Below are 23,610 nucleotides of genomic sequence, written 5' to 3'. Positions count from 1 at the left end.
ATTCTCCGCACTTTCCATACGTTTAAATCGAGTCACAGGATTTTAGTGTCACGGGTTGGTTTTGAAACAGTGAATCCGTATAGTGTGGCGATCCGTTTATCGAGACCCGAGTTATGTTTCAAGACAATCCCCTGCTAGCACAGCTAAAGCAACAAATCCAAGAAACCTTGCCGAAAAAAGAAGGCCAGGTAAAAGCCACCGAAAAAGGCTTCGGCTTCCTCGAAGTTGATGACAAGACCAGCCTTTTCATTCCGCCTCCTTATATGAAGAAAGTGCTCCACGGTGACCGTGTTGAAGCCTTTGTTCGCACCGAGAAAGACCGCGAAGTGGCTGAGCCGGATACGCTGGTAGAAGCCAGCTTAGATCGCTTTATTGGCCGTGTGCAGTGGATCCGTAATCGTCTCAACGTGGTCCCCGATCACCCGCAAATGAAAGACGCCCTGCGCGCAAAAACGCAGCGTGGCTTGTCGCAAGACAACTTGAAAGAAGGTGACTGGGTCGTCGCGTCCCTCATCCGCCATCCACTGAAAGGCGATGACAACTTTATGTGCCAGGTCAGTGAAAAAATCACTGATGCGGACGATAAAATTGCGCCTTGGTGGGTCACGCTGGCAAAACATAACTTGCCCAACCAAGAGCCGGCACCAAAAGATGAGTGGCCACTGCTGGAGCAAGGACTCGAACGTCGCGACCTGACTGATTTACCGTTTGTGACCATCGACAGTGAATCCACCAAAGACATGGATGACGCCCTGTACGTCAAAGCTAACTCACAAGATGGCTTTACCATGACAGTGGCCATTGCTGATCCAACGGCATACATTGATGCCGATGAGGCGCTTGATAAAGTCGCGCGTGACCGCGGGTTCACGATTTACTTGCCTGGGCGCAATATACCAATGCTGCCGCGTGATCTGAGTGATGACTTATGTTCACTGCGAGCCAACGAAAAGCGCCCGGCGCTTTGCTGTACCTTCAATATCGCTGCCGATGGTACCATTGCCGATGACGCAGAGTTCTTCTCGGCTTGGATTCAGTCACATGGCCAGCTGGCCTACGACAAGGTATCTGACTATATCGAACAAGGCGAACAGGCTGCATGGCAACCAGAAACACCGGCCATCGCCGACCAAATTCATCAGCTTCACCAGTTTGCACTTGCTCGCATTGAGTGGCGTGAGACGCATGCGGTGACCTTCCCCGACCGTCCTGATTATCGCTTTGAGCTCAGCGAAGACAACGATGTGATTGCCATCCACACCGATCAGCGCCGCATTGCCAATCGGATCGTGGAAGAGTCGATGATCAGCGCCAACATCTGCGCAGGCCGCAAGCTTCGTGACGCATTCGGGTTTGGTATCTTTAACACACACGCCGGCTTTAACAGTGAAAAGCTCGACGATGTGGTCGAGCTGGTGAAAGCGCACGACGGCGAGGCGGACAGCGAAAGCCTAGCCACCGTCGAAGGCTTCAGCGCACTCCGTCGCTGGTTAAACAGCCTAGATACCACCTATCTCGATAATCGCTTGCGCCGTTTCCAAGCCTACAGCGAAATTGGTCATGAGCCAGCACCACACTACGCGATGGGCCTAGATGTCTACGCCACGTGGACATCACCTATTCGTAAATACGGCGATATGATCAACCACCGTTTGCTCAAAGCGATTATTCGCGGCGAAACAGAGGCCAATGCCCCGGCCGATACCGTGGGTGAAGAGCTTGCCGGTCATCGTAAGCATCACCGGATGGCCGAGCGCGATGTCGCTGATTGGCTCTATACCCGCTTGCTCAAGCCAGAAGTTGAAGCGCAAACCCGCTACACCGCGGAGATTTTTGACATCAACCGAGCCGGAATGCGTGTACGCTTGCTGGAAAATGGCGCGCCTGCCTTTATTCCATCGTCGTTGATTATGGATAACAAAACGCGTATCGCTTGTGATAAAGAGACGGGCACAGTGACTATCGACGGTAACGTTGAGTTCAAGCTCGGTGATAGCCTAGAAGTGGTAATTGCCGATATTAAAGAGACAACACGCTCGATTGTGGCCAAACCGACCCAAGTATTTACCCTGCCTGAGGCGTCACAGAGCGAATAGACCTGTTCTCACTCTAACCACGCCCGTCGTGCAAAATGTCCGCAGAAAGCCAAGCATCGCTTGGCTTTCTTTTTGCCCCCAAAATGATAGTCTAATCATTAAAATAAACTGACTCGCTAGACCATTACAGTTATCACATTCTCAGCGTCAGGCCACTCCCTAAGCAGCTATCCGTGGTACGTTAATGGTGTTACCTCAACCCAATAAGAGGTTTCATGGGATTTTTGCGTTCATCCGTGGTCCGTATGGGGACGCCCATTGTTTTACTGCTGCTGCTTGCCGCGAGCTATCAACCCTTGATTGCCTCGCTAGCTCCCTATTACAACTTAATTTACGCAGCGCCGTATTTTCTGTTATTCACCGCGCTCCTTTTAAGCCACTTATTCAAAAGCGCCCGCGTCGGTATGATGGTGGTGATCTTATTAGTGGGATACACAGTGATCCTCACACGGCTGCAATCGCCACTCAATCATGGCACGACCTATATGGAGTACTTGCTGCTCACGGTCGCGCTACCGATTAACTTGCTGTATATGATCATCGTGCGCGATCAAAAACTCACCTCTCGATTTGGCCTGTTCTTTTTCCTCGCCATTGGTATGGAAATCGGCTGGTGTGCGCTTCTCGTGCAGCAATTCGGTGAGCTGTCTATCTCTCTCCATCAACACCCGGTATTAGTCAGAGTAACGTCAGTCAGCCCCATGCCACTGCTGCTGATCGTGCTGCTTTCTATTTTGGTCTGTGTCAGTATCATTCGACTGTTGCGCAAAAATAGCATTGAGGATCATGCTGCTTTTGTCAGCGTGTTATGCGGTGTCACAACCCTCGTATTTTTTAACGTGCCTTTCATTTCTTCGCTGATATTTTCGTTGGCGGGCGTGTTATTGATTGCCAACCAGGTATCGCTCAGCCACCAACTGGCCTTTATTGATGGGCTTACCGAAATTGCGGGGCGTCGCGCACTTGAAGACGAGCTCAAGCATCTGGGCCGCCAATATACCCTCGCGATGCTCGACGTTGACCACTTTAAAAAATTTAACGATAAATACGGTCACGAAACAGGCGATGATGTCCTTAAGCTCGTCGCCAAACATATGGCACATTGTGAAGGAGGCGCCAGTGCCTTTCGTTACGGCGGCGAAGAATTTACGTTGCTGTTTAAAGGAAAAACCACCGAACACTGCCTACCGTTTCTTGACGCCCTGCGTGAGGATATCGCCAATTACCCCTTGGTTCTACGTGATGCGTCTCGTCCCCATGATGACAAACAAGGCCGGCAAAAGCGCGGACATGCAAGCCAAAACAAACCGGTCAATATAACTGTCAGCATTGGCTATGCTGATGCCTCGCAAGCCGACACCCCCGACGAGGTATTACAGTTGGCAGATAAAGCCTTGTACAAAGCCAAAGAGGCCGGGCGTAACTGCATTAAGGGCAGTGTATGAAACATTGGTTAGTGATATTTGTTTTTACCGTTTTTCTGGCAGGCTGTGCGACGCAGCGTGACGCGGCAACAACATCTGATATGCCTAGTTCGGACAAAACGATTCGCGATCAGGCGCTAGACCAGGTACTCACTCAGCTTTATCGTCAGTGGCAAGGCACACCTTATCGGTGGGGAGGCACCTCACGCCAAGGTATCGATTGCTCAGCGTATACGCAACGCGTCTATCAAGACGCGCTCGCTACGCCACTACCGCGCACCACCCACGGCCAAGCAAAAACCGGCTATGCCATTGACTATCAATCTGCACGCCAAGGCGATCTGGTGTTTTTTCATATTCGCCCTGGCCTTCGTCATGTCGGCATATTTCTGGGTGGACAGCGGTTTATGCATGCGTCCGCATCAAAAGGCGTGACAGTGTCACGATTGGATAATCCCTATTGGCAAGCGCGCTTCTGGCAATTCCGCCGTTATTTCTGAGGCGAGGTTTTTGCCGAGTCAGCCAGTTCGCAACAGGGTTGATAGCGCGGGCACGTGACGACATGATCATTGACCATACCAAGTGCTTGCATCAGCGAATAGCAAATCGTCTCGCCTACAAATTTAAACCCGCGCTTTTTCAAAAAGCGGCTCATGGCGTGGGACTCGTCGGTCGCGGTCGCCACATCGGCATCCGATTGGTGCTGATTCACAATCGGTACACCGCCGGTAAACTGCCACAGTGCCTTCGCTAAGGATCCATACTCTTCCACCAGCGTCACCGCCGCCTTAGCATTGGTAAACACAGAGGCCACTTTCAAGCGATTGCGGACAATCTCGTGGTTGGCCATGATCGCCGCGATATTCGGCTCGGCCACGTTAGCGAGTTGATAGAAGTCGAAATCGGAGAACGCGGCACGATAAGCCGCACGCTTTTGTAGGATGAGACGCCAACTCAGTCCTGCTTGTGCGCCCTCTAAACAAATAAACTCAAAGATCGCTTGATCATCAAACGTTGGCACGCCCCACTCGCTATCGTGGTACGCACGCTCAGCCTCGCTTTGTTGTGCCCATTGGCAAATGTCCATCTTTGACCTCACCCTTGTTATACAAATTTACGCCAACGTTTTGTTGCTTGTGGCAAGAAATCAGCGACTTAACCATGTAAAGGCTATCGTTTCTCGGAAGATCACGCTATCTTTGATCGCGATAAGTTTTTGAAACGTAATAAACCCGTTGCTCCGTGTTGTTGATGACACTCATAAACAGAAAGGAAACCCCGTGACAAAAAAGCATTTCTTGATCACCGGCGCCGGGCAGCGTATCGGCTATGCACTGGCCTGCCACTTTCTTCATCAAGGCCACCAAGTGACTCTATCTTATCGCACCGAGCGGCCTCAAGTGGCTGACTTACGGGCGCGCGGCGCACACTGCCTCCAAGCGGACTTTTCCTCTGATGAGGGCGTTTACGCATTTATCACGTCGCTCGATGCGATGCATCCGACCTTCGATACCGTGATACACAACGCATCGTCGTGGGATAGCGAAACGCAAAGCCAAGATATTGCCACGTTATTCGATAACATGATGCAAATTCATGCCAAAACGCCTTATCTCATAGACATGGCTGTGTCGCGCTGGATGCAGCAGGGCGATATTATTCACCTTACCGACTATGTCGCACAAAAGGGCAGCGCAAAACATACTGCCTACGCGACTAGCAAAGCCGCGTTAGAAAATCTCACACTTTCGTTCGCCCAAAAGCTAGCGCCACATATCAAGGTAAACAGCATTTCACCTGCGTTGATCATGTTTAACGAGGGAGATGATGACGCCTATCGTGACAAAGCTCGCCGTAAATCGATTTTGGGCACCGTACCGGGTGAACAGGAAGTCGTGAACGCCTGCGAATTTATTCTCGCCAGTCAGCATATGACTGGCCAGTCTATCAAGTTGGATGGCGGACGCCATCTCATTTAATTTTGTGACCAGGGAAAGATTATGAACGACGCTGTTATTAAAGTAACCAACCTGCGCCTGCGTACTTACATTGGTTTTAATCCTGACGAGCAAGAGAAAAAGCAAGATGTAGTGATCAATGTTGAGATCCACTATCCCGGCCACAAAGCCTGTGAAGAAGACAACGTGGATGATGCGCTCAACTATAAAGTGATCACCAAAGCGATCATCGATTATGTCGAAAATGGTCGTTTTTTATTGCTGGAGAAGCTTGTCGCCGGCGTACTAGACATTGCGCGTGATCACCATTGGGTGCGCTATGCGCAAGTCACCATTGATAAACCCCACGCACTCCGGTTCGCCGATTCTGTTTCACTCAGTTTAAGCTGGACCGCCGAAGAGTCGTAACCCAGCAAAGAGTTCGTTAGAATTATTCGAACATCTTGTTCAAGGGAAAACGGTTCTGAATTATCATTCACCCTATATACTGTGTTGGCATAGTGAATAGGAGCAGCAACGATGACAACGAAAACGGGCTACGATCTGGTGATGCGTACGCTACACTGGCTATCAACGATTGTGATTATCGGCCTTTTCGCTGTTGGTCTCTGGATGGTCGATCTCAGTTATTACAGTAGTTGGTACCAGACGGCGCCGCATTGGCATAAATCAATCGGGTTGTTACTTGCGCTCACCACGCTGGTTAGATTGGTGTGGAAAGCCACTCATACCATGCCGACGGTCGAGGGCAAAGTGTGGGAGCGTAAAGCGGCAACGGCTGGGCATCATACTATTTATTTGTTGCTCGCTATTTTATTTGTCTCCGGCTATCTGATCTCAACATCAGACGGACGAGGCATCGATGTATTCACCTGGTTTACCGTGCCAAGCGCCGGTGAGCTTTTCCCCAATCAGTCAGACATTGCTGGGGATGTACATTATTACGTTGCCATTACCTTGATTGTGTTGGCCGCTGGCCATGCACTCATGGCACTTAAACACCACTTTATTGATAAAGACAACACGTTACGGAAGATGATCGGAGGAAACTCGAAATGAAAAAACTCATGTTAGCCATGGGAATGAGCGCCGCGACACTCTTATCTGGGCCTGCACTGGCAGACACTTATATGATTGACACCAAGGGCGCACACGCCTCGGTCAACTTCAAAGTGCCACACCTGGGTTACAGCTTTACCAAAGGTCGTTTTAATACGTTTGACGGCCAGTTTGAATTCGACCCAGACAATATTGGCGCATCGAGCGTGTCGGTGACGATTGATACCACCAGTGTCGATTCTAACCACGCCGAACGTGATAAGCACATTCGTAGCGGTGACTTCTTGGATGTGGGCGAGTATGGCCAAGCATCTTTTGAAAGCACCAAGGTCACCGACAACGGCGACGGCTCAATGACCATTGCAGGCGATCTCACCTTGCATGGTCAAACCAAGCCGATTGAAATCGACGCAGAGCTGGTTGGTCACGGTGAGGATCCTTGGGGCAACTACCGAGCAGGCTTTATGGGTAACACCCGCCTGGAGCTAGAAGACTTCGGGATTCCTACCATGGGCCCTGCCACCTATGTTGATATGGAGCTTCACGTCGAAGGTATCCGTCAATAAGCGGCGAGTCTCTCACCATCCGAATACAAACGCCCCGGCATCTGCTGGGGTGTTTTTTATCGACCACTAAAACATTCACTATACTCATGAAAAGCGACGCCTTGGTCTGGCGATGATATCCATTGTTCGATAAGGATGACTGTCTATGAGGCCCCCCTTTTTTAAGCGTTTTTTCCTCGTTTTTGCTCTCTGTATCTTCACTCTCTCTGCGTATGGCAAGATGAAAATCATTACCGCAGTGAACGACGCCTGGCCACCTTACGTCACCCGCGATAATGCAAGACCCGGCTTTTCTGTTGAAGTTGTCACCGCGGCACTCCATACGCAAGGCTACGATATCGAATTTCTACTCTTCCCTTGGGCGCGCGGCTTACACGAAGTCAGAAACGCACGCATCGACTTAATTACCACCACCTGGTACACCGACGCACGCAGTGAATATCTCGTTTACAGTGATCCCTATTTCGCAACCAATATCGATATTATGATGCGAAAAGATACAATTTTTGATTATAGCGGCCCTAAAAGCCTCACGGGAAAACGGATCGCCAGTATACGTGACTATGGCTATGATCAATGGTTTTTAGACGCAGAATATTTTCAGCGAGTGGAAACCACCTCGCTAAGATCGAGCTTACAAATGCTCGCCGCCGATCGTATTGATATTGCGATTGGCAATCGCTTTGTGATGCTACAAGAGCTCAAACCGTTAAACCTCGACGCTGATGATTTTCACTTTTCACCCACGCCGATGATAAAAAAGCACATCCATGTCACTGCCGCCAAAGCCAACCCCAACGCCAGCAAATACATCCAAGCCTTTAATCGCGGATTAGAAATAATCAAACAAAATGGCACATTTGACGATTTGAAGAAAAAATACCGGCTGATCTTACCAGACGATACCACTGCAGAGTGAAACCCAATCGTCATAGTTGTTGGCTAGGATGGACGGCATGAAAAACAATCAGCAAGTAGCTATGACGGCACCTATCAACATCGCATTTTTCGATCTCGACGAAACCCTTATCGCCACTGACACCAAGCAAGCGTGGCTTGAGTATCTTCGCCAGCGCGATCTCGCCCCACACAATGTGGTTGAACAAGAACGGCAAGCTTATCTCGATTTCAAAAAAGCGCGGATTAATCTTGAGCAATATATGCACGTTCAGCTCACGCCAGTGAAGGGGCAATCGACCCAAACAGTCGAGAGCTGGGTCACTGATTTTATCGATAGACAGGTCGCGCCAGTCGTGGTGCCCCAAGCATTAGAGCGGATTGAATGGCACCGTAACCGTGGTGACCACTGTGTGCTGGTGTCTAATACCGCCGCACACCTGGCAAGACCGATTGGCGAACTACTCAAACTCGATACCGTGATTGCGATTGAGCTGGAAACCATAAATGGGGTGTACACCGGCTCCATTTCTCATTGTGTGCGCGATTTTCGTGGTAAGCATGACTATATGCAGGCATGGCTATCTGACCGCCATGACACTGTCGGCCATACCTACGGCTACAGTGACTCGCACTGGGATGTCCCCTTGCTTGAGCAAGTTGATAACGCATTTGCAGTCAACCCCGACCCACACTTAAGCCTGCATGCGCAAGAAAAAGATTGGACTATAATGGAGTGGGCCAGGCACGATACCATTCGTGATTGAGTGTGCATGCTCACTGTCAGCAACCCCATATGGGCGGTGGCAATGATTGATTGCCGCAATGAATGGGCGCTATCCGCGCCTTTTTTATTAACACTCACTTGAGAATGATTATCATAACCGTTATCTTTAATGTATGATCGGCTGGCGACCTCACGCCGTAGTCACACGCATAGTAAAAGAGATAAAGGCTTATGAAGAAGAACATCATCATTATCGTCGCGCTCTTGCTCTCTCCGATGGCGCACGCCGACCAATCAAAACACGCGGACAAGTTAAAAGTGGTGACCAGCTTTACCATTCTCGCTGATATGGCCGCCAACGTGGCGGGCGAGCATGCCGAGGTGGTATCGCTCACTAAACCCGGCGCTGAGATCCACAATTACCAACCCACCCCGGGGGATATTCTGCGTGCACAAGGTGCGGATGTGGTGATGTGGAACGGGTTAGGCCTAGAGCGCTGGTTCGAACGTTTTTTCCAGCACATCGACAAGGTACCGAATGTGATCTTATCTGAGGGAGTGGAGCCAATTGTGATTGCCTCGGGCCCGTATCGTGGCAAACCCAACCCCCACGCGTGGATGTCGCCCTCTGATGCAATGCGATACGTTGATAACATCGAGCAAGCCCTGATTAAGTACGATCCTGCCAATCAAACGCAATATCAAGCCAATGCCAAAGCCTACAAGGCACAAATTCAAGCCGTGTTCGCGCGTGCGCAAGATGCCTTATCCGCAGTCCCCGAATCACAGCGTTGGCTGGTAAGCAGCGAAGGCGCTTTTTCTTATCTGGCACGTGATTTAAACCTCAACGAAGCCTATTTATGGCCGATTAACGCCGAGCGCCAGGGCACACCGCAACAAGTTCGTGCGCTGATTGATACCGTGCGAGAACACCAAGTGCGTGCTGTCTTCTCTGAAAGCACCGTGTCTGATGCGCCCGCCAAACAAGTCGCCACGGAAACCGACGCACACTATGGCGGCATTTTATATGTCGATTCGCTCAGCACCGCTGACGGACCCGTGCCTGACTATCTATCCTTACTGACAGTTACCACAGAAACCGTGTTAGCGGGGTTGCGCCATGACGCACTATGATTTAACCGACGGCACGCCCAGTGTGTTAGATGTCAACGAGGTACGTGTCGTCTATCGAAACGGCTTATGTGCCCTTGAACACGCCAGCTTCTCGCTGCCCGCGCAAACCATCACTGCCTTGGTGGGTGCCAATGGCAGCGGCAAATCCACCTTATTTAAAGCGATCATGGGGTTTGTGAATCCCGGCAGTGGCAGCATTGCGGTTAACGGCACCCCCATAAAGCAAGCGCAAAAAGCAGGCTTGGTCGCTTATGTGCCTCAATCGGAAGAAATCGATTGGTCGTTCCCGGTGTTAGTGGAAGACGTGGTGATGATGGGCCGCTACGGCAAGATGTCATTTATGCGTCGCCCCAAAGCGGCGGATCATCAAGCGGTGGATGAAGCCTTAGCCCGCGTTGGTATGACAGCCTTTCGCCAGCGCCAAATTGGTGAACTGTCCGGCGGACAGAAAAAGCGCGTTTTTCTCGCCCGTGCTCTGGCTCAGCACAGCCCGCTGATTTTACTGGATGAGCCTTTTACTGGCGTAGATGTTACCAGTGAAGAGTCCATTATGCGTTTGCTGCTCGAGCTCAAAGACGAAGGCAAAACCATTTTAATTGCCACTCATAACCTTGGCACTGTGCCCGACTTTTGCGATCGTACCGTGTTGGTCAATCGCGCAGTGGTGGCAGGCGGACACACCGAGCATGTGTTTACCACCGAGAACCTGAGTGCCATTTTTGGCGGCAAACTGCGCCAGTATGTGATGCCCAGCGATCAGCTCCATCAAGATGCCGATCCGCGCGAACTGTCGGTCATTTCCGACGATGAACGACCTTTGGTGGTATATGGCAAGCGCGAACAAAGCGCGCAGGAGCGGCGCGAATGAGCTTACTCGACCCCCTCGCCTATCAATACATGCAAAAGGCATTGCTGGTCACCACCTTGATTGGCGGCGTGTGCGGCTTGCTCTCAGCCTTTTTGATGCTCAAAGGCTGGTCGCTGATGGGCGATGCCCTCTCCCATGCGATTGTACCGGGCGTTGCCGGCGCTTATATGCTGGGCTTGCCCTTTTCGCTCGGTGCCTTTGCTGCCGGCGGCATGGCCGCGAGCGTGATGCTGTTTTTGCATCAACGCAGCCACATCAAACAAGATGCGATCATCGGTTTAATTTTCTCGAGCTTTTTCGCCTTCGGGCTCTTTTTAGTCTCGATTTCGCCCGTCGCGGTCGATATTCAACAAATTATGCTGGGCAACTTGCTCGCCATTGCCCCACTCGATGCAGCGCAAATGCTGATCATTGCCTTGGTCAGCTTCACCGTACTGGCGGTGAAATGGCGTGATTTTATGCTGACCTTTTTTGATGAAAGTCACGCCCGCTGCATTGGTTTACCTGCGGTGGGGCTCAAGGTGCTGTTTTTTGCGCTGCTCAGTGCTTGCACCATGGCGGCACTTAAAAGTGTCGGTGCCTTTTTGGTGATTTGCTTAGTGATCGCCCCCGGCGCCACCGCCTATTTATTGAGCGATCGCTTCGGGCCCGTGTTGGTGCTGAGCGGTGTCATCGGCACACTCACCTCGCTATTTGGGGTGTATATCAGCTATTTCGCCAACCTTAACGCCGGCGCACTGATTGTGCTGGCCCAAGTGGGACTCTTCTTAGCCGCCTTTGTGTTTGGCCCCAAACACGGGATCCTCGCGCGGCGCGCCAAACGTCAGGAGGCACTGCAATGAATCCGTATCAACTGACTTTTATGCAAGATGCTTTGCTCATGGCCGTCTTAGTGGCGCTGCCTTGTGCGCTGCTTTCTTGCTATTTGGTGTTAAAAGGCTGGTCACTGATTGGCGATGCCGTGGCACACGCGGTGCTGCCGGGATTGGTACTAGCAAACTTATTTGGCCTGCCGCTGATTGTCGGCGCCTTTGCCGCCGGCTCCGCATGCGCCACCAGTGTGCATTGGCTCAAACAAAATAGCCGTGTGAAAGAAGACACCTTACTGGGGATTGTGTTTTCTGGCTTTTTCGCGCTGGGGCTGATTTTGCAAGGCCAATTCCCGTCTGATTTGCACCTTGATCATATTCTATTTGGCAACCTGTTGGGGATTAACCACCAACAGTTGCTCACCGCCGCCATTACCGGCTTAGTCGTGCTTGCGCTGGTGTTGCTTAAAGGGCGAGATTTAATGCTGCTATCGTTCGACCCCGCACAAGCCAGCGTGCTCGGGCTCCCCGTACAAAAGCTTCACTGGCTCCTGCTCTCGGTGATGATTGCCACCATTGTCGCGGGGTTACATGCCGTGGGGATCATCTTAGTGGTGGCGATGTTAATTGCACCGGGCGTCACCGCCTTTATGCTCAGCAAGCAATTTAGCCGTATGTTATGGATTGCCTGTGCGATCGCTTTAGTCACCGCCGTGGGCGGCGTGACCTTATCGTTTTATCTCGACAGCGCCCCCGGCCCGACTATTGTATTGCTACTCACCGGCTGCTTTGTAGTGACCTTTGCATGGCAGCAATATCAAATCCACCGCAACCAACAACGCCCGCAGCCGACGCAGCAAGCAACAAAATCAACGCGCTCTGCCACCACCCATTCAGCGCAATCGCACTAATCGGCATCGACGGACACAACCGCATCCTCAGCAGTGCGCGAGACAGAGCTCGCGCACATTGCTCGTCGCATAGGTTTTATCGCCCATGGCCGTCATCTTGCCTTCACGCACGCCAAATACCATAATTAGGTATATATTGGTATCAACGAGTTCTAACCATGGCAAAGAATACAAGTATTACCCTAGGTGAACACTTCGATGGCTTTATCGCTAGCCAAATCGAAACGGGGCGTTACAGCTCGACAAGTGAAGTCGTTCGCGCCGCACTGCGTTTACTCGAAAACCAAGAGACGAAACTGCATACACTGCGTCAACTTCTCGTAGAGGGCGAACAGAGTGGCGATGCTGAGTATGACATTGATAGCTTTATCCAAGAAGTCGATGCCGAAGACGCGCAATGAAGCCATTTACGCTGACTATCGCCGCCAAAACGGACTTGAGGAATATCGCGTTGTTTACCCAGAGTCGCTGGGGAAAGGGACAGCGCAATCTATATGTAAAACAGTTCGATGACACCTTTTGGTTATTAGCTGAAAACCCAGACATGGGGAAACCATGTGATGACATCCGATCAGGATATCGTAAATTTCCTCTTGGCAGCCATATTGTTTTTTACCAACCCAAGGGTAATCATCACATTAAAGTCGTTCGAATCCTGCATAAAAGCATGGATGTGAATCCAGCACTGGGTGTTTAGTCCACCGTAGTCACTTATACGTTCTCTATCGACGGACACAGCAACACCCCAACCTCAGCAGTGCGCGAAACGGAGCCCTCGTTCTAATCGCGCACCGCCCCACCAACCCGACTCTCCTTGTGTTCTAACCAACTTCTTGTACCCACCTCACAAACATGGCTTACCTAACACTTTGGACAATAGCGCACGAAAACCCAAACAGCCCTTGATAGACTAATCCCAAATCTACCAACTCAATGGCGTGTTAGGTGCCGACAACTGACTGGTGGTAGCGTGGAAAAACGTGCGCGTTTATCCGTGACAGATGCACACTTTCGCAGAGTGGATGATTAAAAGCGTCGATAAGTCATGCGGTTACAGCTTAACGCGTGGGAATAGTGCGAATACCTGAGTAGAGATAGCCGGCATGCGCGCTTTCGCGGAAAAGCGATATGTATGAGAGGCGATAGACTGTAGATATTTCAGTTAGTAGATGAAAAAGAGTGCGTGTACCAGTTTTGGGAAATCTCGCGTGCATACTAATACAATGTTACATGTAAGCAGAGAAAGGCGAATTTCTGACTCTTCAAGTATAAAAGTAGGCAAAAGTGGCTCTGATTAGGTGGCATCTATCATCCACCGACCAAGCAAGGCGTCTTGGTTCGTCATGGTGCTGAGAGCGGCTAATTACCGTTCCTCATCTATACGTTGGATCTGCTCTTGAGGACTATTCATGACGATTGAATTGACAGTCAGAATACACCCTGAGCTAGTTAAGTGGGCTATTCGCATAGCTATCACCTTGCTGGTTTAGGTAGTGGGCAAAGGGGGCGAGACACCGCCCCCAATGTTTTTTCCAGCAAACAGGTAACCAGTTGCTGTAATTCGTTCCGGCCGCAAAAAGCATGGTCTCCACCGGATAGCCTACACTTCGCTTCGGCTGCCGTTAAGCAAGGCGTTAACTTATGAGAGAGGAATAAATGACTTCTGCAATAAATAAAGCAATTTTACGGCTACCAAAACGAGCAGAATCATCGGCGAGGCCAAAGCTCATCCAAACCTTCGTGGATGTTGGGCCCTTGTTTTCTCTCCTTAGTGGAATAGATCATCAGATTCTCTATGGGAGGCGAGGTACTGGAAAAACGCACGTATTGAATTATTTGGCAGATACTAGAGAGAAAGAAGGTGACGCTGTAGTTGTCACAGACCTCAGGAACATCGGCTCCAGCGCAGGGATATATGCTGACGCAACAGTTCCTTTGCCGGAACGAGCTACAAGACTCCTTGTTGATACATTGCTTTCAATACATTCATCATTATATGAGTTCTTTGTAGACCGTTCGGAAGAGTTAGATCTTTCTCGTAGTGGGCCAGCGTTAGATCGATTAGCCGACGCAATCACTGAAGTAAAAGTTGTCGGTGACGTAGAAACTAGTAAGACTGTATCACATTCCCGAAGCCAAAACTCGGAAACTAGATTTGATCTAGCTTTAAAAACGGCGCCTTCCACAAAACTTGGGGCTTATAGTGGAGAATCAGAAAATGAAAGTGGGCAAGAAAAAATAAATAGAATCGGCAAAGAAAAACTTTATGTAAATTTTGGTGCAACTAGTTCTGCGTTTAGAGAAATAATATCGTGTCTGAATGGAAAGCAGCTTTGGATTTTGCTAGACGAGTGGAGCAGCATTCCTCTTGATTTACAGCCATACTTGGCGGATTTGTTGAGAAGGTCTTTATTTCCGACTCAAGGTGTAACAGTCAAGATTGCAGCGATTGAACATCGCTCTTATTTTATGTTCCACAAGGAAAGTGGCGACTATACAGGTATAGAGACGGGGGCTGATGCCTCTGCGGATGTTAATTTAGACGACTTTATGGTCTTTGATAACGATTCTCACAGATCTCAAATTTTCTTCCAAGAACTCCTTTCTCAACACATTGTTGCGGCAGCTCATGAAATTGGAATAGGGTCTTCTATTCCAAAAGAAAGTAGAAAACTAATGGGGAAAATTTTCACCGAAAAGCGCGCTGCAGAGGAGTTTGTTCGGGCATGCGAGGGTGTACCGAGAGATGGGATCAATATTATTTCCCTCGCTGCTCAAAAAGCAGTAGACAACGCAATCTCTGTAAGTGATATACGCACTGCGGCGAATAATTGGTATCAACGGGATAAAGAGAAGGCTGTAAGCTCCAATGAGATAGCAAGGGACCTTTTGCACTGGATAATTGATCAGGTTATTGGCGAGCGTAAAGCACGGGCATTTTTGCTGAGAACAGACGATGATAGCGAAGTCATTGAATCACTGTATGATTCTCGCGTTTTGCATATTCTCAAAAGAGGAATATCATCTCATGATCAACCCGGCGTAAGATACGATGTTTACAAACTTGACTATGGTTGTTACGTGAACCTGTTAAATACCTCAAAAGCTCCTCAAGTTCTATTGCCTTTAGAAGACAATTCACAAAATGAATACATTGAGGTCCCTCCCGATGATTATCGTGCAATACGTAGAGCTATTCTCAAAGTAGATGAATTTATGGAAAACCGAGAAAAAAGTTAACAGTGCGTCAACGGGACCGTTTCGTTCCGCTGCCGCTCCACAAATCGGCCCGTTACGCCGGCGTTATGCGATTAGAGAAAAGATCAATGAGAGCACCATTTCAAGTATTAGTATTTCCGTATAAAATACTCAATGAAAAACCTCGTTACTTAATCGGAAAACGAAGTGATAATGGTGTATGGCAAGCTATTTCAGGTGGCGGTGAAAATAGTGAATCCATTCTCGAGGCAGCAAAACGTGAGCTTCAAGAAGAAACTAGTTTAACTGGCTGTGATTGGCAGCAATTAGACTCAATGTGTATGCTCCCAAGAGTATACTATGCTGGTCATGAGAATTGGACTAATCATCAGTTTGTTGTGCCTGAATATTCTTTTTCGGTTCGGGTGTCTACTGAGCCTCAACTATCAAATGAGCATATAAAACTTCATTGGTGCGACTTTCAAGAGGCTAGCGATCTTTTGAAATATGATTCAAACAGGATAGCTTTATGGGAGCTTAATCAAAGGCTTAATAGCAATCTTTGAAAATGGCATTCAACACAAAGACATGCTGAGATTGTATGTAAAAATTTAGTACGCACATAATTTAAGAGTTGCAACAGTACGACGGGACATCTTAGCCTCATAAAACGAAAAAGCCTCTGGGTCGTCACATCCCGTATGGTGGGAGGAGTCGCCAAAGGCCGTATGTTCTGTTCAACAATGTTATTCTACAACGAATACTAGATCATTTAGTGCTTGGCTTGCAAGGAATGACAAATGATAAACAGAACAGCCCAACTAATGTGTGCAGTGTTAGGGATAAGATAATGTAATTCAAGTGTGCAGCTGGCAATTTAGTGTGAATTGCGTTGTATAACAATCAACTATGTCCTCAATCATTAACTTTTAGCGAGTTTTTTCATCCCACATCACGCCGTCTCTATGCATCGAATTTAAGATCACCACCATATTGCGCACTACAAGGCGTTGTAGCTCAAAGCACTGAGTCTATCGATGCACCTCTGTCGACTGGCACAACTGCATCCAAGCCTCGGCGGTGCGTGAGACATAGCGCTCACCGTGCCAGACTAACCCCAGTTGCCATTCAATTGCTGGGCTTATCGGTTTCACCAGCAATAACTCACTGTCTTCCAAGCTGGCACTAAGGCGCTGGCATAAGGGCGCGGGTAAAAACGCTACCCCTGCACCACTTTTCACCAAGGCGGCTAAAAAATCCCACTGACTGCTGCGCGCGGCAATGGTCGGCTGATAACCATACTCTTCACAACGGGCAATAATCCGATCGCTTAGAGTAAATTCAGCGCTATACAGATAAAACGGCTCGTCTTTGACTGCCTGCCATGTCAGGCTTTTTTGCGCTCGCCACGCGGCTTGGTTAGGCAGCACCGCATAAATGGGGTGAGTTTGTAAGGGTAAGCTTTGCAAGCACTCAGGCTGGGTGTCGGTGAGCATGGTGATTGCCACATCAATCTCGCCATTGATAAGCGCTTGTTCGGTGCGCCGCCCCCCGTATTCAACAATACTGAGCGCCACATTCGGGTAGCGTTGGCGGTATTCACGCAATACATTGGCATACAGCGGCCCTATCATCGGTGGCATCCCCAATCTAAGCTGGCCGCGCGCCAGTTGGTTAAGATCGTCCAGCTCGGTATTTAGCTGCTCGAACTCAGCAATAATGCTCTGCGCACGCTGATACACCACCTCACCAGCATCGGTTAACCAAAACCGCCTTCCCTCTCGGTGCAACAACGGCTGACCCACATCTTGCTCAAGGTTACGCACCATTTTACTGATCGTCGGTTGCGTCACATGCAACGACGCCGATGCGGCAGTAAAGCTCTGCTGTTCCACCAAGGCAATAAAATAGCGCAACGCACGAATATCCATAAACGGCCCTTAAAAGCTAGTCGTTAACCATGCCATTGTGGCATAGTTGATGGCGAAAAAAGCAGAGGAACTGGCACTTATTACCATGCGTCACTTGGTTACACCTTTGGCAGCATGAAGCAGTCTCTCATTAAGTCTCGCTCACCGCGTTTGATACCTGCTTCTTTTGCCAAGCGCTCCCATTTCGACACGGCTTGGGCGACTTGATGATAAATCTTGTCAGCTGTTTTCACATCGAGTTGAAAGTACTCTGCCACCTCAAACGCTAGGTCAATATCTAAAGCGTTATCTTTGTCGTCAATATTTAAGTGCAGACCGTGGGCATGTTGTGTTGAATTGATGTCGTAGGCGGGTGACAGTCGCCAACCTGTCGTGTCAAAAATAAAGCCATGATTACGTAGGTGATCGTCACTATTGGCAACCATGATATTAAACAGCATACGCCTCCAAAGCTGTGCCAAGTCCGCCCGCGTATTAGAGCCGTTCTGGATAAGAAATTCCGCTAACTCTAAGTAGCTCGCTCCATCATCATTGCCATCGAAATATTCAAGCTGTGTCATTGCTGACGTAAATTGCAGTCTCCTGCCGTCATCGGTACGATCAAATCGCTTAGTCAGGAAAATATGGTGGTCTGAACCAATGGCCTGCACTTTACATTCAGCCATATTGATCCCAGAGTCCAAGGCCATTTGGTACACCAAGTATTCCCACAGGCCAATATCATAATCGTCATACCGACTTGGAAACTTTGCCAGCCATAAAGTACCATCGATATCTCTTACAGAAGCTTTCGGCCTAGCTCCGCCCAACGATGAGCCTGGCGAGATAAGCATATTTAACCACTTGAGGTAGTCAGGATTATCAAAGTCGGGTTTGTCCTCGATGCCTTGCGCTGCACATTCTAGCTCCGCGAGTGAAGTCATAGCTGGAGCCGCCAGATCGTCATTGTCGTCAAGAAAATTGCCACCATGCTCGGTGCAAAACCTTAAAGCGCCCATTCTAAAAGAGTCATGAACACCGAGGAGATAGTCGGTTTCGTATAATGTGTTCGCTCTACGTCCCTCAATGCGGGCTATAACAGCCTCTCGACGTTGCATCAGCAAGCGTCCCCATCGATCAGGGCAAGAATCCAAGAATACCTTGAAGTTTTTGTCATCTTCAGCGTGCTGCTCGCCACTATATAAATGAAGGCAAGGGTCGATTTGAGAAGCATACTTAGATTTAAGCCAGGTCTTGTCATAGCAAAAGCTGAAATGCTCTTTACCACGGATTCGCGATGCTCTCAATGTCCCAATAAACAAGGGCGGCTCAGTTTCAATCCAATCAGCGTAGACAAAGATTTCCATTCGTTTGATGCCCTATCGTCTCGTTTTTAACAACTCGATATCTTGCAGCTTCCTACCAAGCTCATCATCGAGCGCGACTTTACCCAGATCGTCTAATAAACCGAGTACGGCGAGCACATTAACATAATGGCCTAACGACACTGTCGGATCGCCTTTTGTAATTTTTCGTAGCGTTGGTTTCGAGATCCCTGTGCGCTGATGCATTCTATCTTGACTGATCCCTCGACGTTTCATCGCCAATAAGATGTTTTCACCCAATTGATGCAATATTTTCATCTGCCGCGGGAACACAGTGGCGCCACGCTTGGGCGGCGCTTCCTTATCATACTTCATCATAATGATACTAAAACTCGATAAATATTAAATTTATGAAATTATAGTTTCATATCACAATGAAATCAAAGACAATCCGCTAGGACTCGATTTTGCCGAGGCCAACATGACGGACTTCCCATAAAATGAAACTATAAATTATTTTTATGAAAATATATGAAAATATATGAAAATATAGTTTCACTTTTAGTGCTAGGCATGCATGACGAAAAACTGATTCCTCACGGGACTGGTTCGTCGCTAACGCAGCTTTATCGCTCAACAAATCATTCCATTTTGGCATAGTTTAAATAAAAAAAAGTCACTTTATTCACTCTCTACCAAGACGTAAACTATGAGCCATCTCACAAATTCTTGGCTCGCCTTCGATGCAATTGATTAAAAACGCCTTACTTACCTTACTGCAAGTCTTTGTCTTAGCAGGCATTTGGTTCTTGTCTGATTGGTTGGTCACAACCTTTGCTATTCCATTACCGGCCAACCTCACCGGTATGTTGCTGTTGTTAGGCGCATTAATGTTGAAAATTGTCCGTGCCGATTGGTTGCGCCGCGGGGCAGCGTGGCTGTTAGCGGAGATGTTGCTGTTTTTTGTGCCGGCGGTGGTGGCGGTGGTCAACTACCAAGATTTATTGCTGCAAGAGGGCGGTAAGATCATGGTTGTACTGATTTTAAGTACCGCGATGGTGATTGCGTCAACCGCTTGGGTGGTCGATAAGGTGTATCGTTTTGAGGTTAAAATGGCGCGCCGCCGCAGTAACCACCACCACACACACCACCCTGATCTAAAACCGGAGTGCTAAGCCATGATGTCTACTTTACCTGCTTGGCTTCATGCCTCGTTATTAAGCGTTACCTGCTTTTTAATGACCCTCGGCTTTTATTACATGAGCAAATGGCTGTATCGCCGCCACCCCTCCATTCTGGTGATGCCATTGTTACTCGCGCCCTTGCTGATTGTCGCGGTGGTGGTTGGGTTTAAGATCCCGTATCAAGACTACATGGCGCAATCTTACTGGCTGCTTTGGCTGCTGGGCCCAGCGACCGTGGCGTTTGCGATCCCTGTGTATGATAACCGCGCGCTCATCCGCCGCCATTGGTTGTCACTGTCGATAGGTGTGACTGTATCGGTGCTAGTCGCGATTACCAGTACTGTGGTGCTAGCACGGGTGTTTGAGCTGTCTGAACTGCTGCAACGCAGTTTGGCGATGCGCTCAATCACTACCCCTTTTGCCGTAGAAGCCACTAAAGCGATTGGCGGGCAAAGCGACCTCACCGCGCTATTTGTGGTTCTCACTGGGGTGATTGGCATGGCGATTGGTGAAAGTATTCTGACCGTGATTGCGATTCGCTCGCGCTTAGGACGCGGCGCAAGTTTGGGCGCGTCGGCACACGGAGCGGGCACCGCTAAAGCCTATCAAATCGGTAATGCCGAAGGAGTAGTGTCGAGCGTGGTAATGATGATTGCCGGTATGGTCACTGTGTTGCTTGCACCTGTGTTGGGTCAGCTCCTTTGGTAGGTGATCGCTAAGGGCTTTTCTGCGCTACGTTATCTGTAACAACAGAAAAGTGGGAGAGGATGAAAGTTTGTGCTTGGCGCGCAGGTCTTGATTCTCACCAACTCTAATAACGAGGCAATAATGAAACAGCGTAAGTCAATTTGGCGAGTCATCGCGTTCACAGTATTCAGTTTGCTATCGATAGCGAGTTATGCGGCGGTGAAAGATACCGCCACCTCAGCCCAAGGCTATCAAAAGGCGACCCTTGCTGGCGGCTGCTTTTGGTGTACCGAAGCCGACCTTGAAAAGCTCAACGGCGTAATTGATGTGGTGTCTGGCTACTCAGGCGGTGAGCTTGAAAACCCCACCTATAAAGAGGTCTCGTCCGGCACCAGTGGGCATATTGAGGTGATTGATGTCACCTATGACCCTAACATCGTGAATTATGAACAGGTGCTGGATCAGTTTTTCCGTCATATCGATCCCACCGATGACCAAGGCTCGTTCGTTGACCGTGGCCCGCAATATCGTCCCGCGATCTTTTATCGCTCTGAAACACAAAAACAAATTGCCGCGGATTTTATGGCGGAAATTGAAGCGTTAGGCGTGTTTAAAAAGCCGCTGAAAACCGAGTTGATCCCGTTTGAAAAATTCTGGCCAGCAGAAAGTTATCATCAGGATTACTACAAAAACCACAGCATTCGCTATAGCTACTACCGCTATGCATCAGGGCGTGACCAGTATCTGGACGAGATTTTTGGTGATGATCGCAAAGACAATCCGGTCACCTTGCGTGAGATGATTGATGCGCAAAAAGCGGAGGATACGACATCAACGAACACCCGCTACTCGCGCCCCTCGGATGAAACAATACGCACGATGTTGTCAGACATGGAATACGAGGTCACACAAGAAGACGGCACTGAGCCTGCGTTCCAAAACCCGTATTGGGACAACAAGCAAGCGGGAATTTATGTGGATATCGTTTCGGGTGAGCCGCTGTTCTCCTCCACCCATAAATACAAATCCGGTACCGGCTGGCCGAGCTTTACGCAGCCCATTAATGAGCAGTATGTGGTTACCAAGCCGGATAACTCCCTGTTCTACACGCGCACCGAGGTCCGCAGCAAAGTCGCCGATTCGCACCTTGGCCATGTGTTTGAGGATGGTCCCGCACCCACTGGCTTGCGCTATTGCATGAATTCAGCCGCGATGCGCTTTGTGCCCGTCGATAAAATGGCCGAGGCGGGTTATGAGGATTATCTCTATCTGTTTGAATAAACCAACCTTTGCGTGATTGGCTTGAAAACCTGCGGTAGAGTACAGCTCTACCGCTTTTTTACGCGAGGCATTGGATGCATACGATATTGATAACCGGATTTGAACCCTTCGGCGGCGAGAGCGATAACCCGTCTTGGCAAGTGGCAAAAGCATTAGAAGGCTGGCAGCCCAATGAGGAGTGCATCGTTAAAGCCGTCCGGCTGCCCTGCACCTTTGAAGACAGCTTACCGACGTTACACAGCGCGCTAGAATCGCTCAGTCCGGTGATGGTGATCGCCCTTGGCCAAGCCGGTGGCCGCGCCGAGATAAGCTTTGAGAAGGTGGCGATCAATTATCAGAACGCGCCCATTCCCGACAACGCCGGTAAGCAGCCGCATGGTACGCCGGTGGTGTCATCTGGGCCCAATGCCTATTTTTCTACCTTGCCCCTCAACCGTTTAGTTAACGCGTTAAACGAAGCCCATCATCCCGCCAGTGTATCTTACACCGCGGGCACCTTTGTGTGTAACCAGGTGTTTTATGGCTTGATGCATGCGCTGGCTCATCATTCCGAGGTACGCGCCGGCTTTATTCATATTCCCTACAGCCCAGCACAAGCGTGCAAGCACCGCGCCCCGAGCATGCCGGTGGCTGATGTGGTGGCAGCAATGAAGATAGCCATCGAGTTGAGTTTATTGGATGATGATGTCACCGCCGTGTGTGAAGGCATGTTGCACTAACACGAGGTAGATGGCGCTCAGACGATGAAGCTCAAATAATGACGCTTAGTAAGTGGAGCACAGTGGCGGCTACCGTGCTCCTAACCTAATTGCTTAAAACAGCCACTCAGTGACGAGATCGTTGTCAGTCAGCACGCTATCGAGAAAAGCAAACAAGTGCGCATTCATCGGTGCCGTATCAAAGGCGCGAATGGAGGCAGGGTCTTGAATAAAGCGCTTGTCAGCGGCCTCACCCTCTGGATAGGCGGCGTGCAATAAGCCTTCAACCGCCAGAGGCGTCAACTCAAGGTGGCATTGAAAGCCATACACCCGTGGTCCGTACTTCACGATCTGGCGCGGACAGCCTTCGCTGCTAGCCAGTACACGACTATTTGGTGTCAGCCCCGGCATATCATGGTGCCAATGGCCCACAATTTCTTGCGGTGCGAAGTGCGGAATGTGCTCGTCGATGTGGCCATCTTCGCTTAACTGGATGGGGAAGTAGCCAATCTCGGGTTCAGGACTTGCCTGATACGGTGCGCCCAAGGCTTCACCAATCAGTTGCGCACCGAGGCAAATCCCTAATACCGCACTACCTTGCTCGATACACTGCTTAATCAGCGCTTGCTCGCGCTGGCTATCAAAATGGGGGCACTCAGACTGTGGCGTATCTGGACTTTGCGGTCCGCCGAGTACCACCAGCAGATCAATGCCTTCACCGCTTTCCGGCAATGGCTCGCCCCGATACAAATGACTGGTGGTCACATGATAAGCACGCTCATTACACCAATCTAAAATAGCACCAGGGCCTTCAAACGCCTCGTGAATAACAAGATGGACGCGCATTCCTCACTCCTTGGGATTTGTTTTACGCACGA

26 protein-coding genes are annotated in these 23,610 nt (G+C 49.6%); 21 read left to right on the top strand and 5 right to left on the bottom strand.

Annotated features, from left to right (window positions below; genetic code table 11):
* Nucleotides 1-113 precede the first annotated feature (113 nt).
* The 3 genes from BGL48_RS12245 to BGL48_RS12235 all read left to right on the top strand — a co-directional run bounded on the left by BGL48_RS12245 (nucleotide 114) and on the right by BGL48_RS12235 (nucleotide 4,020).
* Nucleotides 114-2,096, top strand: coding sequence for an exoribonuclease II (locus BGL48_RS12245; protein WP_069362901.1), 1,983 nt, complete (start codon nucleotides 114-116; stop codon nucleotides 2,094-2,096).
* A 215-nt stretch (nucleotides 2,097-2,311) separates the two neighbouring features.
* A complete protein-coding gene (locus BGL48_RS12240) occupies nucleotides 2,312-3,541 on the top strand; it encodes a GGDEF domain-containing protein (protein ID WP_069362900.1) in 1,230 nt (409 codons plus the stop codon).
* On the top strand, nucleotides 3,538-4,020 hold the full coding sequence (locus tag BGL48_RS12235) for a C40 family peptidase (protein WP_069362899.1): 483 nt from the start codon (nucleotides 3,538-3,540) through the stop codon (nucleotides 4,018-4,020). Before BGL48_RS12240 ends, BGL48_RS12235 begins: the two co-directional genes overlap by 4 nt.
* On the opposite strand, the gene BGL48_RS12230 is transcribed toward BGL48_RS12235, so the two are convergent.
* A complete protein-coding gene (locus tag BGL48_RS12230; protein WP_069362898.1) occupies nucleotides 4,011-4,607 on the bottom strand; it encodes a DNA-3-methyladenine glycosylase I in 597 nt (198 codons plus the stop codon). The two genes, BGL48_RS12235 and BGL48_RS12230, sit on opposite strands and share 10 nt — an antisense overlap.
* Nucleotides 4,608-4,800: 193 nt before the next feature.
* Here BGL48_RS12230 and folM point away from each other — a divergent pair, with 193 nt between their 5' ends.
* The 14 genes from folM (at nucleotide 4,801) to BGL48_RS12160 (ending at nucleotide 16,213) form a co-directional block, all read left to right on the top strand.
* Nucleotides 4,801-5,499 (top strand): dihydromonapterin reductase, encoded by a 699-nt coding sequence (gene folM / locus BGL48_RS12225; RefSeq protein ID WP_069362897.1) that lies wholly within the window; start codon nucleotides 4,801-4,803, stop codon nucleotides 5,497-5,499.
* Nucleotides 5,500-5,520: 21 nt separating this feature from the next.
* Nucleotides 5,521-5,886 (top strand): dihydroneopterin triphosphate 2'-epimerase, encoded by a 366-nt coding sequence (folX, locus tag BGL48_RS12220; RefSeq protein WP_069362896.1) that lies wholly within the window; start codon nucleotides 5,521-5,523, stop codon nucleotides 5,884-5,886.
* Nucleotides 5,887-5,997: 111 nt separating this feature from the next.
* The gene (locus tag BGL48_RS12215; protein WP_069362895.1) at nucleotides 5,998-6,537 is read left to right on the top strand and encodes a cytochrome b; all 540 of its coding nucleotides are present in this window, start codon (nucleotides 5,998-6,000) and stop codon (nucleotides 6,535-6,537) included.
* On the top strand, nucleotides 6,534-7,103 hold the full coding sequence (locus tag BGL48_RS12210) for a YceI family protein (protein WP_069362894.1): 570 nt from the start codon (nucleotides 6,534-6,536) through the stop codon (nucleotides 7,101-7,103). The genes BGL48_RS12215 and BGL48_RS12210 overlap by 4 nt, the downstream gene beginning before the upstream one ends.
* A gap of 145 nt (nucleotides 7,104-7,248) precedes the next feature.
* Nucleotides 7,249-8,022, top strand: a complete 774-nt coding sequence (locus BGL48_RS12205; protein ID WP_083238594.1) for a transporter substrate-binding domain-containing protein — start codon at nucleotides 7,249-7,251, stop codon at nucleotides 8,020-8,022.
* Between the two features lie 37 nt (nucleotides 8,023-8,059).
* On the top strand, nucleotides 8,060-8,767 hold the full coding sequence (locus tag BGL48_RS12200) for an HAD family hydrolase (RefSeq protein WP_176719669.1): 708 nt from the start codon (nucleotides 8,060-8,062) through the stop codon (nucleotides 8,765-8,767).
* 191 nt (nucleotides 8,768-8,958) lie between these two features.
* Nucleotides 8,959-9,861 carry a metal ABC transporter substrate-binding protein gene (locus BGL48_RS12195; RefSeq protein WP_069362892.1) on the top strand — a complete coding sequence of 301 codons (903 nt, stop codon included), beginning with the start codon at nucleotides 8,959-8,961 and terminating at the stop codon, nucleotides 9,859-9,861.
* The gene (locus BGL48_RS12190; RefSeq protein ID WP_069362891.1) at nucleotides 9,848-10,729 is read left to right on the top strand and encodes an ATP-binding cassette domain-containing protein; all 882 of its coding nucleotides are present in this window, start codon (nucleotides 9,848-9,850) and stop codon (nucleotides 10,727-10,729) included. Before BGL48_RS12195 ends, BGL48_RS12190 begins: the two co-directional genes overlap by 14 nt.
* A complete protein-coding gene (locus BGL48_RS12185) occupies nucleotides 10,726-11,571 on the top strand; it encodes a metal ABC transporter permease (RefSeq protein ID WP_069362890.1) in 846 nt (281 codons plus the stop codon). Before BGL48_RS12190 ends, BGL48_RS12185 begins: the two co-directional genes overlap by 4 nt.
* Entirely contained in the window at nucleotides 11,568-12,449 is an 882-nt protein-coding gene (locus tag BGL48_RS12180) for a metal ABC transporter permease (protein ID WP_069362889.1), read from the top strand. Before BGL48_RS12185 ends, BGL48_RS12180 begins: the two co-directional genes overlap by 4 nt.
* Before the next feature lie 158 nt (nucleotides 12,450-12,607).
* Nucleotides 12,608-12,850: a type II toxin-antitoxin system ParD family antitoxin gene (locus BGL48_RS12175; protein ID WP_069362888.1), complete on the top strand. Its 243-nt coding sequence runs from the start codon at nucleotides 12,608-12,610 to the stop codon at nucleotides 12,848-12,850.
* Complete coding sequence (locus tag BGL48_RS12170) at nucleotides 12,847-13,146, top strand: type II toxin-antitoxin system RelE/ParE family toxin (RefSeq protein WP_069362887.1); 300 nt, start codon at nucleotides 12,847-12,849, stop codon at nucleotides 13,144-13,146. Before BGL48_RS12175 ends, BGL48_RS12170 begins: the two co-directional genes overlap by 4 nt.
* Nucleotides 13,147-14,105: 959 nt before the next feature.
* Nucleotides 14,106-15,689: a hypothetical protein gene (locus BGL48_RS12165; RefSeq protein WP_069362886.1), complete on the top strand. Its 1,584-nt coding sequence runs from the start codon at nucleotides 14,106-14,108 to the stop codon at nucleotides 15,687-15,689.
* Between the two features lie 86 nt (nucleotides 15,690-15,775).
* Complete coding sequence (locus BGL48_RS12160; RefSeq protein ID WP_069362885.1) at nucleotides 15,776-16,213, top strand: NUDIX hydrolase; 438 nt, start codon at nucleotides 15,776-15,778, stop codon at nucleotides 16,211-16,213.
* A gap of 465 nt (nucleotides 16,214-16,678) precedes the next feature.
* Here the strand turns inward: BGL48_RS12160 and BGL48_RS12155 are convergent, their stop codons facing one another.
* From BGL48_RS12155 to BGL48_RS12145, 3 genes are all read right to left on the bottom strand, one after another.
* On the bottom strand, nucleotides 16,679-17,578 hold the full coding sequence (locus BGL48_RS12155; protein ID WP_069362884.1) for a LysR family transcriptional regulator: 900 nt from the start codon (nucleotides 17,576-17,578) through the stop codon (nucleotides 16,679-16,681).
* A gap of 98 nt (nucleotides 17,579-17,676) precedes the next feature.
* Complete coding sequence (locus BGL48_RS12150; RefSeq protein WP_069362883.1) at nucleotides 17,677-18,924, bottom strand: type II toxin-antitoxin system HipA family toxin; 1,248 nt, start codon at nucleotides 18,922-18,924, stop codon at nucleotides 17,677-17,679.
* A 12-nt stretch (nucleotides 18,925-18,936) separates the two neighbouring features.
* Nucleotides 18,937-19,200 carry a helix-turn-helix domain-containing protein gene (locus BGL48_RS12145; RefSeq protein ID WP_051503382.1) on the bottom strand — a complete coding sequence of 88 codons (264 nt, stop codon included), beginning with the start codon at nucleotides 19,198-19,200 and terminating at the stop codon, nucleotides 18,937-18,939.
* Between the two features lie 425 nt (nucleotides 19,201-19,625).
* Between BGL48_RS12145 and BGL48_RS12140 the strand changes: the two genes are divergently transcribed.
* The 4 genes from BGL48_RS12140 to pcp all read left to right on the top strand — a co-directional run bounded on the left by BGL48_RS12140 (nucleotide 19,626) and on the right by pcp (nucleotide 22,753).
* Nucleotides 19,626-20,057: a CidA/LrgA family protein gene (locus tag BGL48_RS12140; protein WP_046075946.1), complete on the top strand. Its 432-nt coding sequence runs from the start codon at nucleotides 19,626-19,628 to the stop codon at nucleotides 20,055-20,057.
* Between the two features lie 6 nt (nucleotides 20,058-20,063).
* Nucleotides 20,064-20,774, top strand: a complete 711-nt coding sequence (locus tag BGL48_RS12135; protein WP_069363145.1) for an LrgB family protein — start codon at nucleotides 20,064-20,066, stop codon at nucleotides 20,772-20,774.
* 120 nt (nucleotides 20,775-20,894) lie between these two features.
* A complete protein-coding gene (msrB, locus tag BGL48_RS12130) occupies nucleotides 20,895-22,034 on the top strand; it encodes a peptide-methionine (R)-S-oxide reductase MsrB (protein ID WP_069362882.1) in 1,140 nt (379 codons plus the stop codon).
* Nucleotides 22,035-22,108: 74 nt separating this feature from the next.
* Nucleotides 22,109-22,753: a pyroglutamyl-peptidase I gene (gene pcp / locus BGL48_RS12125; protein WP_069362881.1), complete on the top strand. Its 645-nt coding sequence runs from the start codon at nucleotides 22,109-22,111 to the stop codon at nucleotides 22,751-22,753.
* 93 nt (nucleotides 22,754-22,846) lie between these two features.
* On the opposite strand, the gene BGL48_RS12120 is transcribed toward pcp, so the two are convergent.
* Nucleotides 22,847-23,578, bottom strand: coding sequence for a glutamine amidotransferase-related protein (locus BGL48_RS12120; protein ID WP_069362880.1), 732 nt, complete (start codon nucleotides 23,576-23,578; stop codon nucleotides 22,847-22,849).
* Between the last annotated feature and the right edge of the window lie 32 nt (nucleotides 23,579-23,610).

The organism is Salinivibrio sp. SS3 (assembly GCF_001722105.1).
Taxonomy (GTDB): domain Bacteria; phylum Pseudomonadota; class Gammaproteobacteria; order Enterobacterales; family Vibrionaceae; genus Salinivibrio; species Salinivibrio kushneri.
Note: the sequence above shows the minus strand (reverse complement) of the source record. Positions and strands in the feature narration are given on the sequence as shown.

Bases quoted from the DNA above. Each gene is read 5' to 3' on its own strand.
- BGL48_RS12245 (WP_069362901.1), top strand. From the start codon at position 114: ATGTTTCAAGACAATCCCCTGCTAGCACAGCTAAAGCAACAAATCCAA.
- BGL48_RS12240 (WP_069362900.1), top strand. From the start codon at position 2,312: ATGGGATTTTTGCGTTCATCCGTGGTCCGTATGGGGACGCCCATTGTT.
- BGL48_RS12235 (WP_069362899.1), top strand. From the start codon at position 3,538: ATGAAACATTGGTTAGTGATATTTGTTTTTACCGTTTTTCTGGCAGGC.
- BGL48_RS12230 (WP_069362898.1), bottom strand. From the start codon at position 4,607: ATGGACATTTGCCAATGGGCACAACAAAGCGAGGCTGAGCGTGCGTAC.
- folX (WP_069362896.1), top strand. From the start codon at position 5,521: ATGAACGACGCTGTTATTAAAGTAACCAACCTGCGCCTGCGTACTTAC.
- BGL48_RS12215 (WP_069362895.1), top strand. From the start codon at position 5,998: ATGACAACGAAAACGGGCTACGATCTGGTGATGCGTACGCTACACTGG.
- BGL48_RS12210 (WP_069362894.1), top strand. From the start codon at position 6,534: ATGAAAAAACTCATGTTAGCCATGGGAATGAGCGCCGCGACACTCTTA.
- BGL48_RS12205 (WP_083238594.1), top strand. From the start codon at position 7,249: ATGAGGCCCCCCTTTTTTAAGCGTTTTTTCCTCGTTTTTGCTCTCTGT.
- BGL48_RS12200 (WP_176719669.1), top strand. From the start codon at position 8,060: ATGAAAAACAATCAGCAAGTAGCTATGACGGCACCTATCAACATCGCA.
- BGL48_RS12195 (WP_069362892.1), top strand. From the start codon at position 8,959: ATGAAGAAGAACATCATCATTATCGTCGCGCTCTTGCTCTCTCCGATG.
- BGL48_RS12190 (WP_069362891.1), top strand. From the start codon at position 9,848: ATGACGCACTATGATTTAACCGACGGCACGCCCAGTGTGTTAGATGTC.
- BGL48_RS12185 (WP_069362890.1), top strand. From the start codon at position 10,726: ATGAGCTTACTCGACCCCCTCGCCTATCAATACATGCAAAAGGCATTG.
- BGL48_RS12180 (WP_069362889.1), top strand. From the start codon at position 11,568: ATGAATCCGTATCAACTGACTTTTATGCAAGATGCTTTGCTCATGGCC.
- BGL48_RS12175 (WP_069362888.1), top strand. From the start codon at position 12,608: ATGGCAAAGAATACAAGTATTACCCTAGGTGAACACTTCGATGGCTTT.
- BGL48_RS12170 (WP_069362887.1), top strand. From the start codon at position 12,847: ATGAAGCCATTTACGCTGACTATCGCCGCCAAAACGGACTTGAGGAAT.
- BGL48_RS12165 (WP_069362886.1), top strand. From the start codon at position 14,106: ATGACTTCTGCAATAAATAAAGCAATTTTACGGCTACCAAAACGAGCA.
- BGL48_RS12160 (WP_069362885.1), top strand. From the start codon at position 15,776: ATGAGAGCACCATTTCAAGTATTAGTATTTCCGTATAAAATACTCAAT.
- BGL48_RS12155 (WP_069362884.1), bottom strand. From the start codon at position 17,578: ATGGATATTCGTGCGTTGCGCTATTTTATTGCCTTGGTGGAACAGCAG.
- BGL48_RS12150 (WP_069362883.1), bottom strand. From the start codon at position 18,924: ATGGAAATCTTTGTCTACGCTGATTGGATTGAAACTGAGCCGCCCTTG.
- BGL48_RS12145 (WP_051503382.1), bottom strand. From the start codon at position 19,200: ATGAAAATATTGCATCAATTGGGTGAAAACATCTTATTGGCGATGAAA.
- BGL48_RS12140 (WP_046075946.1), top strand. From the start codon at position 19,626: ATGCAATTGATTAAAAACGCCTTACTTACCTTACTGCAAGTCTTTGTC.
- BGL48_RS12135 (WP_069363145.1), top strand. From the start codon at position 20,064: ATGTCTACTTTACCTGCTTGGCTTCATGCCTCGTTATTAAGCGTTACC.
- msrB (WP_069362882.1), top strand. From the start codon at position 20,895: ATGAAACAGCGTAAGTCAATTTGGCGAGTCATCGCGTTCACAGTATTC.
- pcp (WP_069362881.1), top strand. From the start codon at position 22,109: ATGCATACGATATTGATAACCGGATTTGAACCCTTCGGCGGCGAGAGC.
- BGL48_RS12120 (WP_069362880.1), bottom strand. From the start codon at position 23,578: ATGCGCGTCCATCTTGTTATTCACGAGGCGTTTGAAGGCCCTGGTGCT.